Origin of the sequence: Flavobacterium sp. GSP6 (assembly GCF_003984855.1) — a bacterium.
In the GTDB taxonomy this organism is placed as follows: Bacteria; Bacteroidota; Bacteroidia; order Flavobacteriales; family Flavobacteriaceae; genus Flavobacterium.
Window position 1 is genome coordinate 61,322 of the sequence record NZ_RYDO01000003.1, and the last position, 12,657, is coordinate 73,978.

Sequence of the window (12,657 nt, forward strand, 5' to 3'; positions counted from 1 at the left end):
CAGTATCAAATTCCAGCTTTTCACTGACTTTTGCAGATTGGATTCCTTTGATTTTGCAAACCAACTTTAAGTTTTCCTTAGCCGTCATGTAGGGATAAAAGTTAGGTATTTCAATAATGGTACCCACTTTTTTCAAGGCTTCATGAGTTTTCATTGTCCCGCCAAAAGCGGTATACACTGGAGGTTTTATTGACCACATTCAGCGCAATTCCTAAAGTAGTTGATTTCCCGCTGCCGTTAGGACCTAGAATCCCGTATACAGTACCTTTTTGTATTTCGAAAGAAACGTTTTTTAAAGCTTGAAGTGTGCCATAACGTTTGTGGAGATTTTTAATAAAGAGTATCGTTTCCAAAGGGGTCATCTTTATAATTTTATATAGGACGAATAAGGTATGATTTTGGTACTCTAAAATTCATTTTAGTTTATTTCTTCGATTAATTTACGTAATAAATCTAATTTTTGTGCCGTAATAGGTTTGTCGATATAGTCTTTTACTACACGGTATTTTTTTGTCTTTTCAATATCATTAGGGTCAATTGAGGATGTCATGATGAAAATTGTAATTTTTTTTTCTAAGGCTATCAGCAAAAATTCATCTAAAAATTGCCAACCATCCATGACCGGCATATTTAAATCTAATAAAATAGTGTCCGGCAGGTTTTCATTAGTATCAAAACAATGTTTTAATTTATCTAAGGCTAATTGGGGATTATGAAAAGATTCAATTTCGTCACAAAACTTATTTTTAGAAATGAGAATGCTCATCAATTTTACATTTAATTTATCATCGTCAATGATGTATGTTAATTTATTCTTCATATAAATAAATTTTAAAATTAGAACCTTGCCCCACTTCACTTTCTACTTCAATTTTTCCACCCATGGCTTCCAGCTGGTTTTTGGTTAAGAATAATCCAATTCCTTTCGCGTCTTCATTGCCGTGAAACGTTTTGTACATACCAAAAAGCTTGTGACCATTTTTTTCTAAATCTAATCCCAAACCATTATCTTTGAAATTGATAATGCTGTAATTGTCTTTAGCTTCGTAGCTAATTTCTAAAGTTGCAGTTCTATGGGGGGATTTATATTTAATCGCATTGGTAAATAAGTTAAGTAATATGCTGTCTAAATAAGCGGGGATAGCATTTACAATCAAATGGTCAGGAATGGTGTGAGTAATTACTATTTGACTCTCTTTGATGGCCTGACTCAAAGCCATTCTTGTTTTTTCAATTTCTTGCCTTAAGCGAATTCCTTTCTTTTCAATATTTATTTTTTGCTGAATGGTTATAATCTCATTCAAATATTCAATTGTTTCAGAGAGTTTTTGGGTGCCTTCTTTGAATAAATCAAAATAAGATAGTTTTTCAGTAATATCATCGGTATGATCTATCACATCAATTACCATAGATAGATTGCTGGTGTGGGAGCGGATGTTGTGGGAAACAATATGCGTGAAATTGTATAATTTATTATTTTGAATGTTGGTAATATCCAATAATTTTTTTAACTCTATTTCTTTTTCAATTCTTGAGGTTACATTTCGGCCTACGCCTATGAAATGAATAAAGGTATTATGGCTGTCAAATACCGTTGTTATATTAAGTTCAAACCAATATTTTTCTTTGTTTTTAGTGTAATTAAGAATGGTGATTTTTATACTTTCCTGATTCTGAATTGCCTTTCGCAGGAATTCGCAGGCTTGTTCATCCGTTTCTGGACCTTTAGAGGCATAGCCGGGTTTTTGGCCTATTACTTCTTCCATTTTCAACCCTGTAAGGTCTAAATAAGCCTGATTTGCCCATACTGCTTCACCGTTAGGATTTGCAATTACAATGGTGTCTGTAGTTTCGGAGGCTGCTAGGGAAAGCAAACTCATTTTTGCTTCAACATTTTTTCTTTCGCTGATATCTCTGACAAAACAGACTAAATAGGTAATGTTGTCCACCATAAATTTTTTGCCTGAAGCAATTTCAACAGCAATTGATTTTCCAGATTTGGTCCTTAAGGATGTTTCGTTGACAGTATATTCATTCTTTGTTAAATTGTATTTCAAGAAAAAACGAAGCTCTTTTCTAAATGTCATAGGAAACAGTTTCGAATGGTGTATTCCTTTGATTTCCGAATCATAATATCCGGTAAGTTCGGTGGATCTGGAATTACAGTCTGTAATAATACCATTAGAGGTATCTATAATTAGGATGGCATCATTGGCACTGGAAAAAACAGAAGAGAATTTTTCAACACTGAGCTGAAGTTCATTGATTAGATTTTGCTCCTTTGTAATGTCTTGAAAAGTACCTAGTAGAGATACTGCTTTTCCATCAATCACATCGACTTGACAAATGCATTCTACATATTTGATATTGTTTTTTGCGGTCGTAATCTCAAATTTATCACTAAATGGAATCCCGTGGTTTATTGCACTATTAATAAGAACTTTGATTCGGTCTCTATTCTCACCCATGGTGTAAAAATTAATTCCATTCCCAATTATGGGTTCATAATTTTCAGGAACTTCTAGAATACATTTCGTAACCGCATCCCAAAAAATGTGATTCGTTTGCAGGTCCATTTTCCATATTCCAATCTTAGCTGATTGAGCCGCCCTGAAATAAAGTTCTAGTTTGTTCTTCATCAGTAGGTTTTAAATAGTTAAAGAGTCTTGGAGACTACCAAATATAAAGGTTATTTTTTTTTGTATCAAATATTTTTAACATAAAATGATGGTTTTGCTATTTATATCTTATTTTATTGTCTAGTCAGTATTTATTTTATGAAAAAAAATGAGAATTTATTAAAATATCTTTTAGAAACTAATCGCAAGCAACGCCTTAATTTATCGTAAATTTGTATTAAATTTTTTTTTCAATGAGTGAGCCAGTAATGCTTTTTAAAAAACCATCCTATCCTGTAAATAAATCACTTTTAGAATACTTGGGACGGTTTGATCGCTTGTCAAAAGTTTCTATTTTTTACGATGACTTATTGCGTTTTTCCGGATCAATAACGGTCTATAATAAAAATGACCAGGATACGTTATGGATACGGGTATACTACAATGATTTTGAGCGAGAAGAAATTGATTTGAATCTAAAAAAAATCTATTCACTACTCCATTCTGACGGTAATCTGGGGATTATCAAATTCTTGAATGTGGATTCCATTGATTACTGCACTTTTGGAAATTCAAAACCTTTTCGAATAAAAGTCAGGAATATACTAAATGATAATTACACCCATTTTTATATTAAAAAAGCAGATGCTTCTCGTATTTACGGACTGGAGTTAGAGCATATTCTTTCTCCGGACAAAATAAATTTTTTAGTATATGAAGACACTTTAATAGAAGAACATATTATGGGGATTCCTGGTGATGTGTTTATGAAAACACTGCTCATTGATTGCACCGAAACCGAAAAAGCGCAAATAGCCAAAGAATTTGTCAAGTTCAATGAACGCTGTATGATTCGATTATTAGGGGATATGCGTTCCTATAATTATGTAATTGTGCCCACCCATGATTTTGATCAAGTGGTCTATAAAATACGTGCTATTGATTTTGATCAGCAATGCTACGAAGGAAACTTCAAAGTGTACCGCCCTCAGTTTTTTAAAGAAAATTACCCCATGGTAAAATTAGTTAAAGAAAAGCTTCAAAACAGTTCCATAGAGCAATATAAGGATGAAGAAAGAGCCGTTTTAGCCAAAAGAATCCTTTCTGCCGAAAACAGGATCAAGCGGTTGTTGAAAATTATGCGCGAGGACGTAATTGCTCCCGAGGCACATATTGAACAATTGCGATTAGAGCTTTATCGGTACACCAATGATTTGAATTTTAAAAGTGCAAAATCAATGGGCGGTATCATGAGTGCAGCTTTTCATTTTATTACCAGAAATTTCAAAACCAGTACTTTATTCAAAACAAAAGTATAAATTTCCTTGTTTTTCAGTTGAATCACGGTATTGCTGTGTTTTAAAAAAATTACCTAGTTTAAACTGGAAAACGCTCGATTTTTAGGAGTAATGCTTTGGCATAATTGGCGTGACAATCTACATTGGCACCCGCAATTTCTTCCAAGGCTTCGATAAGCTTATGAAATGAAATCAAGGTTTTAAACGGACTTTCTTTGAAAAATGGATGCGCCATTTTTGGTAGTTTTTAAGAACCGTAAATTTACAAGGTTGGTTTTTGCATTTATTTCTAAAAAAAATCTCCAATTACACTTTCGTAATTGGAGATTGATTTCATTATTGGTGCTTTAAACGGCAATAGAACACTGTAAACTTAAACTAGCTCTTCTCTTCTTTGTTGAAATAAACGAGATAGTAGTACATTTGTTTTTCCTCGTCCCATCCTTTTTCAACATATTTTTCAGCACTTTCAGGATTGATAAAATCCATTTTAATTTGGATGTGTGTGTCTAAATTAATGATGTTTTTGATTGATTTTCTAGCATCAGAAACTGCTGCATTTGCAATAGGAAAAGAAGTAACATCTTCAATACTGTATTTTTCTCCTTTGTCCATTTTGTAGTTCTTGAATTCAGGAATAAGGTCTGGATTGTCTAAAACTTCGTTCAGGAAATTAGTTTCTTCAAACTGATCATTTTTGGCAAAATAGTTCACGGAACGGTTCATGAACATTACTTCTTCTTTCTTGTCCTCGGCTGGGAAAACAACATCCTTAGCAAAGTTCTGACAAAATTTTAAATACTTTTTAGTGATAAAGTTTTCATCCTCAAAAGCATCTACTGATAAGAAATGCTCTAGCCAGTATCTGGCATCGTAGCGGTTGCTGTCAACAGTCAGGATTTTGTATCCTTCCTCTTTTTTATAATTAAAAATGATGCAGCCTTTATCTAACTTGTTTAAACTCACACCTTGTTGCAAAATCATCTCTAAATGGGTTGCTTTTTCTTCAAACTGCAAGAAATCTGCTTGTATTTCACTTTTGAAAATCCCTATCGCATCCACGACATTATTATCAATACTTACGTTAGATAAATATGTAACGTACACTTCGCCATTCTTGATATGCGGATGATTGGATTGCTCAAATAAGTGGGTTGTGATTTTTTTAGAAATCTCATGAACGCTGCTTGGATTGTCAAAAACTTCTGTTGCAAACTTGAACATATCATTGTAATCCAAATCAATTTCATGGGCAAACTGAAAATAGTTTTCTTCTTTTTCTCTAAAGGGTTTAAAGAAAAATTCTTTCATCAAGGGAACAATTTCATCATTTAAATTAAAGGGCTGCTCTGATAAAAAAATGGCTTCGTTTCTGCTTTTATTACCCACTCTATGAATGGATAAGTTCTCGATGTGTGTGTTATATAAGTTGATCATGTTTTTTATAAGATTTCCTCCCCTCAGTCCCTTCCTAAGGAGGGGTAGATGAGACGTAATTTTGTATTTGTTGATTTTTTTTATAATTGTCTGGAATCATACCTAACAAAGAAAGCCACGTAAAAAAATGTTCATTGGGTATCAATACGGACATTCATTTTATTTTTATATGGTTAGTCTCCCCTCACCTTTGGAGCAGGTTGGGGAGAGGGCTAATTCCAATTTTCCTCAAATCCGTAGTCTTCAAAACTATCATCGCCTTCAAACATGTCCAGATCATCTTCGTCCAAGCCATCTTCAAATTCATCATTATAGTTATCGGCATTGTCAGATTCAAAGTTTTTCTCCATCGCTTCATCCGGCATTTCCCCGTGAGAAAAAATAGTTTCCGGATATAAATTACCCAGCACTTGGTCTTCTACAGCAGCAAGTTCTACAAGGAATGTCCACATATTGATAAAGTCATAGACATAAAGAATTTTGGTATTTTGTTTGTCTAAAATATCAGATAATTGATAGTCACTCATGATTTTTTGCTCACCGGGAACATCACCGGTATCAAAAAGTGAAATTTCCTCTTCTTGGTTCCAAGTCTCATCACAAGTATAAAAAGAAGCTACTTCCATCCCGTCAAAACCAAAAGAATTGAAAATAGCATTGTGTAAATCTTCTAAAGTATCGTCTTCAAGTATTGCAATGTCTCTAAAAACATCTTCTTCCGCGTCTAGAATCACTCTAAATTTATAAACCATAATCTTTATTTATATTAAAAGTCCAAAGGTAAAATATAATTTTAGATTTAGATTTCAGATTTCAGATTTGTTAATAAGATTTTTGCGTATGCACGAGAAAGGAATACATCAATGTCAAAGTCTTTTTGAAGAAAAGAAGGAAAGTGTATTTTGTTTTCAAATCACTTATTTGAATAAAAAGTTACAGTTTTTTTATTTTAAATACACGGGCTACTCTTTTTCGGTACTGGTGGTATTTTTTATGATTTGGGTATTGTCTTTTTGATGTCATGTTATTTACAATCAATGCAATAACAAGGAGTATGAGTGAGCCAGTTAGCACAGGATACAGCACATACCAGTATCCCAGTTCTTTAATTTTTGGGGAGCCAATTATGGCTATCAATGCTGTGGCACCTCCCGGCGGGTGAAGCGTCTTTGTCATTTGCATCAAAACTATAGACAAGGAAACTGCAAGCGGTGCGGATAACCATAGAATATCAGGGACAAATTTAGCAATTGTTACACCTATAATTGCTGAAACCAGGTGGCCTCCAATAAGGTTTCTAGGCTGTGCTAATGGACTTTGAATCACACCATATACCAATACACTCGATGCGCCAAAGGATCCAATTAAATATATAACATCAGATTCTGGTAAAGCTTTTGATTGCAAATAGGCTATTATTCCAATGCCAATAAAAGAACCCAAAAAAGCCCAGGAATGTTCTTTGAAATCAACCAAAGTCTCCTTGTAGAGGATGTATTTGGTTTTGCGATAACTCCTTTTTATTTTTTGAACGTGCATAGGAGATTATTTTATTAAACTTGGCGAATAGGAATAAACGGTAAAAGGGTAAATCATTTTTGCCGTATATTTTGATATTAAGCAAACCAACAAAATAGGAATAAACAAAGTGTAATCATTCGTTAGCCCACAAACTAAGAAAATAGCAGTAAAAGGGGCATGAATACTTGCGCTTAAAACGGCAGCCATCCCCATGATAATAAAGTTTATCGGAATTACATGAGCATTAAAATAAGTGTTTGTAACTAAAGCAAGAAGCAATCCTAAAAAAGCACCCATGAAAAGACTGGGTGCAAAAACACCTCCATCTCCTCCTGAAGCAAGTGTGGCTGATGTTACAATGGGTTTGAGGATGATGATGCCAATGATTGTTAGTGCCAGAGGGAAAGTCAATGACATTTCATTCGAACTAACAAAAATAGTTTTAATAGCATGATATCCTTCGCCATAAAGCTGTGGAAACAGGAATAAAGAGGAACTTAAAATCAGCGATCCTATTATAATTTTGAAATATGGAATTTTTATTCTCGTAAATTGGGCTTTGAAAAACAATACACTGCGCGTTAGATACACAGAATTCAATCCTGACAAAATGCCTAAGAGAATAAAATAGGGAATGGCTTTAAGATGCCAAGTTGTAATATTTACTGCAAACAGTGGTTTTTCGTCCAATAAAAATACCAGCCCAAAAGCAATGGCTACCGCAATCAAGTTACTAAGTAAGAATGCTCGAGTGACTTTTCTAGAAATAACCTCTATCGCAAAAAGAATTCCAGCGATCGGGCTGCTGAATATAGCTGTAATTCCAGCGGCAATTCCGGCACATATCAATTCAGTTTTGTATTGTCTAAACACATTTTGCTTTCTTTGAGCAACGGAGCCAATGGTTGCCGAAGCCACAACAGTTGAGACTTCTATCCCGGTGGAACCGCCAAAAACGACGGTCAATAATCCGTTAATGAAATGAGAAGGGATTTTATAACTGGGTAAATTTTTAGATTTAGAATTGGTGCTTTCAAAGATTTCTTTTATGCCTTTGTTTTCCTTTTTCTTAAATAAATATTCCCTAAGAAAATAAATAATCGACAATCCAAATACGGGGAAAATAACTAAGAATAGTGGATTGATAGTCGCTTGATGAAAAAATATTTCCTCATAATATTCTGTAGCATTTTTTAAAATAACACCTAAAAAAGCAGAAAGAAAACCAATCAAAACAGAGACAATAACTAATTTTCGGAATTTAATGAAGCGATAATTTTTTTTTATTCTTGCAGTAGTGTTCATTTAAAAGGGGGATGGAATCTTTATTAGTGTAATAAAAAGAATTTAACTCAATGTTGCAAAGATAAAGAAACAAAGCCAGATTAGAATTAAAAAAAGAAAGGCATGGTTTTCTTTTGCGATTCTGGTATTATTTTATTCTTTTAAATTTAGGAAGTATCTTATTTTTCATAAAATTCTAAAGGTAATTCATCCGGATCGGCAATAAAGAAGAACTTTTTTTGGGTAAATTCATCGATGCGTATTTCTTCGGAAGGGATGTTTTGATTCACAAAATACTCGCGTGTTTTCTGAATATCATCTACTTCAAAAGCTAAATGACGCATTCCTGCCGCTTCAGGAGCGGAAGAACGTTTTGGCGGATTTGGAAAAGAAAATAATTCTATTACATATTCTCCGTTAAGTGCCAAATCAAGTTTATACGATCGTCTTTCCTCACGGTAAATTTCCTGAATAATGGTAAGTCCTAAAACAGTTGTATAGAACGTTTTAGATTTTTGATAATTGGCACAAATAATGGCAATATGATGAATTTTGTTAAGTTGGATCATATTATTGTTGATTTAATTGCCGGATCACTTTTGCCGGATTTCCTACTGCCAAAGAATTATCAGGAATGTCTTTAGTAACCACTGAACCTGCACCAATAACGCAGCCATTTCCAATAGTGATTCCAGGACAAATAACGGAATTTCCTCCAATCCAGCAATCATCACCAATGGTTATTGGTAAGGCATTTTCCAGCGTTTTTCTCAGTTCAGCATCCAGCGGATGTGTGGCGGTGTACAATTGAACTCCTGGTGCAAAAAACACATTGGAACCAATAGTGACCTTGGCACAGTCTAAAACAACACAGTTTACATTAAAATACACATTTTTCCCACAACTGATATTGTAGCCGTAATCGCAAAAGAATGGAGGTTCAATGTAAAGATTTGCTCCTGCATTAGGAATTAGTTCTTTTAGAATTTCCCGTGCTTTTTTAGTTATTCTGTATTCCACAACATTTAATCGGTGGAGCAAATTTTTAGATTTTCGCCTGTCTTTTACTAAAACAGGATCGCCTGCTAAATAATATTCTCCGGCAATCATTTTCTCTTTTTCGGTTTTTATTTCCATACTTAGTTTTTTTTGTTTTTGGGCATGCCCTGCGCAAAAGCTCCGGTCGGGCTATTCGTTACAATCTTTCTTGTCTCGCTTTAACATCGAGCCAAGAAAGGATTTTCACTACTATCCCTCATGCTGATCCTGCTTTTGAAGCGCAATAGTACGTTGTAAATATAATCTAAAATTAAAATTATTACAACTCATCCTCGTATTTCAACAGTTCAGTATTGTATTGTTTTTCGACCTTCTTTTCTAAAATATATTTGATTCATAAAAAAATTAAATACGATGAAACTAACATGTATTAAACAGCCAAATCATTTCAAGAAAAGTTTTAATACGATTTTTTTATTTGCCTTTTTATTATTCAGCTTGACTATTTTTTCACAAAATACAGTTTCCGGGAAAGTGGTAGATGAAAAAGGAAAACCGGTTTCTGGAGCTAATATTTTTATCGAATGAACGTATGACGGCGCTTCCAGCAGTGAAACGGGTGATTTTAGTTTTACGACTATGACAACTGGAAATCAGAGTTTGGTGGTGAGTTTCCTGATTTATGAAACTTTAAAAACCATAATTGATGTCGCTAATTTTAAAAATAAAACTATCAAATTACGAGAAAGCGTTACGTCGCTAGATGCAGTTGTGATTACGGCTGGAACTTTAGAAGCGGGCGATAAAGCTAGAGTTTCGGTTTTGAAACCATTAGACATCGTAACTACAGCGGGTTCTGCGGGAAATATTATTGCGGCTTTGCAAACGTTGCCAGGAACACAGACGGTAGGTGAGGACGGGCGATTGTTTGTTCGTGGCGGCGAGGCTAATGAAACACAAACTTTCGTTGATGGGATTCGGGTGGCGCAACCCTATGGCGCAACCACGAATAATCTGCCTACACGAGGAAGGTTTTCTCCTTTTCTGTTCAGCGGAATTTCATTTTCTACAGGCGGCTATTCAGCGGAATATGGCGAAGCGTTATCCAGTGTTTTATTGTTGAATACACAAGATGACCCAGACCAAAATAAAACTGAAATAGCATTGATGACTGTGGGTTTAGGAATTGGAAATACCCAAAAATGGAAAAAAAGTTCGTTGAGCGTAAATGCGAATTACATCAATTTAGCACCGTATCAGGCTTTGATTCCACAAAATGTGGATTGGAACAGTCCTTTTCAATCGTTGTCTGGAGAAACGGTGTACCGTTATAATTTTAATAATGGGATTTTGAAAGTATACGCTGCTTTTGACTCTTCAAAATTTGATATTAATCAGGAAAATATCAATTCGCCGGAGAAAATCAGAGTTGATTTAAATAACAATAATTTCTATTTAAATTCGTCTTACAAAGGCGTTTTTGGGAACAATTGGCAAATTACTACTGGATTGAGTTATGGCTACAGCAACAACAAAATAAATTTAGATTCAGATAAAGTGGCGAATGATGAAAATGCGGCTCATTTGAAATTAAAATTGAAAAAAAGTTTTTCTGAAAGAGTAAAAATTTCCTTTGGAGCAGATTATTTTATTACCCAGTTCAATGAAGATTTCAACGAAAATTCAGGGTCGGTTTTTACCAATGGCTACAATGCGAACATTGCGGCTGTTTACACGGAAGCTGATATTTTCTTCTCTAAAAAATGGGCTGCAAAAGTAGGCTTAAGAGCTTCGAATAACAATTTGCTGAACGAAACCGCTATTTCCCCCCGAATTTCATTTGCCTATAAAATGGCAAAGAACAGTCAGTTTTCATTTGCTTATGGCGATTTTACTCAAACTCCAAGTGCTGAATACATTAAATATTCCAACAACAATCAGTTTGAAAGCGAAAAAGCCTCGCATTACATTTTGAATTTTCAATACCATAAAAACGGGAAAACATTTCGTGCCGAAACCTATTATAAAGACTACAGTAATTTAGTAAAATTCGACACCCAAATGGCCGCATATAATTCGGTTTACAATAATACCGGTTCTGGCTATGCTAAAGGTTTTGATTTGTTTTGGAGAGATGGAAAATCAATCAAAAATTTAGAATATTGGGTTTCTTATTCCTACATCAATACCGAAAGAGATTATAAAAATTTCAGTTCTCAAGTTACACCAAGTTTTGTTGCGGATCACAGTTTATCAATCGTTACTAAATACTGGATAAACGATTGGAAATCGCAAATAGGTTTCACGAATTCATACAGTTCCGGACGATCCTACAACAATCCAAATGAAACGAAATTTATGAATGGAAAAACCAAATCGTACAACAGTTTGAGCTTCAATTGGGCGTATTTGCTCTCACAACAAAAGATTTTATACTTCTCAGTTTCTAATGTTTTAGGAAGTCAAAATGTTTTTGGATACGAATATGTGAACAATCCGGATAATGCGGGCTTTTATAACAGAAAAGCAATTATTCCTACGGCCGATCGTTTTTTCTTCGTAGGATTCTTTTGGACGATTAGCAACGATAAAAAAGACAATCAGTTGAAAAATCTTTAAAAATGGTCATAATGTCAAAGGTATAAAATCCTAATAAACGTAAATTCATTCCACTTTATGACTTTCGGCTTTAAGACTTTCGACTTTATGACTTTCGACTGACACACAATTCATCCATCAAAATTGACAGTTCAGTATTTATAAATTTTAATCCAATGAAAACCGAGATACTTTTGAAGTATAAATAACACAATGTTTCAATCATCAAAAAAACAACCATTAAAAACAAGAAATCATGACCAAAATTATCACCACAATCGTATTTTTTATCTGTAGTTTATTATCGGCTCAAGGGCAATTTGAACAAGGTATGGGAAAAGCATTCCAATTATGGGGCGAAGGAAAAAACACGGAAGCTTCTGATTTGTTCGAAAGAATTTCCGGTGCTGAAAAAACAAGCTGGTTGCCAAATTATTATGTTGCATTGGTGAATACCACAACTGCTTTTAGAACAAAAGATAAAGATCAAATGAATTTATTACTTTCGAAAGCGCAAAAATCATTAGATTTAGAAATGGATAAAAATCCAAATAATGCCGAATTATTGGTCATGCAAGCAATGATTCATACGGCTTGGATTGCTTTTGACCCAATGACAAACGGACAAAAATTATCCGGAACGGTTATGGAATTGTACGGAAAAGCACAAGCAATTGCTCCGGAAAACCCAAGAGTTGTTTTTGGTAAAGCCGAATTTGAAATTGGTAGCGCTCAATTTTGGGGAACAGACACGAAGCCAATGTGTGCGCAAATTGAAAAAGCTATCGGACTTTTTGCTACTTTTAAACCTGAAACACCTTTTTCTCCAAAATGGGGATTGGACAGAGCATTAGCAGCACAGAAAAATTGTAAATAATATATTGAAGTAAGAAGCAGGAGAA

11 protein-coding genes and 2 pseudogenes are annotated in these 12,657 nt (G+C 34.2%); 3 read left to right on the forward strand and 10 right to left on the reverse strand.

All coding sequences use genetic code 11. The features are described from left to right. Positions 1 to 10: 10 nt before the first annotated feature. The 3 genes and pseudogenes from EKM03_RS04175 to EKM03_RS04185 all read right to left on the reverse strand — a co-directional run. A pseudogene (locus tag EKM03_RS04175) lies at positions 11 to 353 on the reverse strand (ATP-binding cassette domain-containing protein); the annotation flags it as partial. Between the two features lie 65 nt (positions 354 to 418). After that, entirely contained in the window at positions 419 to 820 is a 402-nt protein-coding gene (locus tag EKM03_RS04180; RefSeq protein WP_126739920.1) for a response regulator, read from the reverse strand. Then, the gene (locus tag EKM03_RS04185; RefSeq protein WP_126460397.1) at positions 810 to 2,639 is read right to left on the reverse strand and encodes a PAS domain-containing sensor histidine kinase; all 1,830 of its coding nucleotides are present in this window, start codon (positions 2,637 to 2,639) and stop codon (positions 810 to 812) included. The genes EKM03_RS04180 and EKM03_RS04185 overlap by 11 nt, the downstream gene beginning before the upstream one ends. Before the next feature lie 233 nt (positions 2,640 to 2,872). On the opposite strand from EKM03_RS04185, the gene EKM03_RS04190 reads away from it, so the two are divergent. Further along, positions 2,873 to 3,937 carry a hypothetical protein gene (locus EKM03_RS04190; protein WP_126739921.1) on the forward strand — a complete coding sequence of 355 codons (1,065 nt, stop codon included), beginning with the start codon at positions 2,873 to 2,875 and terminating at the stop codon, positions 3,935 to 3,937. A gap of 58 nt (positions 3,938 to 3,995) precedes the next feature. Here the strand turns inward: EKM03_RS04190 and EKM03_RS14950 are convergent, their stop codons facing one another. The 7 genes from EKM03_RS14950 to EKM03_RS04220 form a co-directional block, all read right to left on the reverse strand. Continuing rightward, positions 3,996 to 4,151 (reverse strand): hypothetical protein, encoded by a 156-nt coding sequence (locus tag EKM03_RS14950; RefSeq protein ID WP_158614849.1) that lies wholly within the window; start codon positions 4,149 to 4,151, stop codon positions 3,996 to 3,998. A 143-nt stretch (positions 4,152 to 4,294) separates the two neighbouring features. Beyond that, positions 4,295 to 5,353, reverse strand: a complete 1,059-nt coding sequence (locus tag EKM03_RS04195) for a nucleoid-associated protein (RefSeq protein WP_126460403.1) — start codon at positions 5,351 to 5,353, stop codon at positions 4,295 to 4,297. Positions 5,354 to 5,565: 212 nt separating this feature from the next. After that, entirely contained in the window at positions 5,566 to 6,105 is a 540-nt protein-coding gene (locus EKM03_RS04200; protein WP_126554398.1) for a hypothetical protein, read from the reverse strand. Positions 6,106 to 6,286: 181 nt separating this feature from the next. After that, positions 6,287 to 6,892 (reverse strand): HPP family protein, encoded by a 606-nt coding sequence (locus tag EKM03_RS04205; protein WP_126460409.1) that lies wholly within the window; start codon positions 6,890 to 6,892, stop codon positions 6,287 to 6,289. A 6-nt stretch (positions 6,893 to 6,898) separates the two neighbouring features. Then, a complete protein-coding gene (locus EKM03_RS04210) occupies positions 6,899 to 8,179 on the reverse strand; it encodes a chloride channel protein (protein WP_126460411.1) in 1,281 nt (426 codons plus the stop codon). Positions 8,180 to 8,337: 158 nt separating this feature from the next. Continuing rightward, positions 8,338 to 8,727 carry a VOC family protein gene (locus EKM03_RS04215; RefSeq protein WP_126554401.1) on the reverse strand — a complete coding sequence of 130 codons (390 nt, stop codon included), beginning with the start codon at positions 8,725 to 8,727 and terminating at the stop codon, positions 8,338 to 8,340. A gap of 1 nt (position 8,728) precedes the next feature. Beyond that, positions 8,729 to 9,289 (reverse strand): sugar O-acetyltransferase, encoded by a 561-nt coding sequence (locus tag EKM03_RS04220; protein WP_126554457.1) that lies wholly within the window; start codon positions 9,287 to 9,289, stop codon positions 8,729 to 8,731. Positions 9,290 to 9,571: 282 nt separating this feature from the next. Here EKM03_RS04220 and EKM03_RS04225 point away from each other — a divergent pair. Both EKM03_RS04225 and EKM03_RS04230 read left to right on the forward strand, forming a co-directional pair. Further along, a pseudogene (locus EKM03_RS04225) lies at positions 9,572 to 11,776 on the forward strand (TonB-dependent receptor domain-containing protein). Positions 11,777 to 12,011: 235 nt separating this feature from the next. Then, on the forward strand, positions 12,012 to 12,632 hold the full coding sequence (locus tag EKM03_RS04230; protein ID WP_126563924.1) for a hypothetical protein: 621 nt from the start codon (positions 12,012 to 12,014) through the stop codon (positions 12,630 to 12,632). Positions 12,633 to 12,657: the final 25 nt, after the last annotated feature.

Coding starts and splice junctions, on each gene's coding strand:
- EKM03_RS14950 (WP_158614849.1), bottom strand. CDS start 4,151: ATGGCGCATCCATTTTTCAAAGAAAGTCCGTTTAAAACCTTGATTTCA.
- EKM03_RS04215 (WP_126554401.1), bottom strand. CDS start 8,727: ATGATCCAACTTAACAAAATTCATCATATTGCCATTATTTGTGCCAAT.
- EKM03_RS04230 (WP_126563924.1), top strand. CDS start 12,012: ATGACCAAAATTATCACCACAATCGTATTTTTTATCTGTAGTTTATTA.
- EKM03_RS04180 (WP_126739920.1), bottom strand. CDS start 820: ATGAAGAATAAATTAACATACATCATTGACGATGATAAATTAAATGTA.
- EKM03_RS04185 (WP_126460397.1), bottom strand. CDS start 2,639: ATGAAGAACAAACTAGAACTTTATTTCAGGGCGGCTCAATCAGCTAAG.
- EKM03_RS04200 (WP_126554398.1), bottom strand. CDS start 6,105: ATGGTTTATAAATTTAGAGTGATTCTAGACGCGGAAGAAGATGTTTTT.
- EKM03_RS04195 (WP_126460403.1), bottom strand. CDS start 5,353: ATGATCAACTTATATAACACACACATCGAGAACTTATCCATTCATAGA.
- EKM03_RS04205 (WP_126460409.1), bottom strand. CDS start 6,892: ATGCACGTTCAAAAAATAAAAAGGAGTTATCGCAAAACCAAATACATC.
- EKM03_RS04190 (WP_126739921.1), top strand. CDS start 2,873: ATGAGTGAGCCAGTAATGCTTTTTAAAAAACCATCCTATCCTGTAAAT.
- EKM03_RS04210 (WP_126460411.1), bottom strand. CDS start 8,179: ATGAACACTACTGCAAGAATAAAAAAAAATTATCGCTTCATTAAATTC.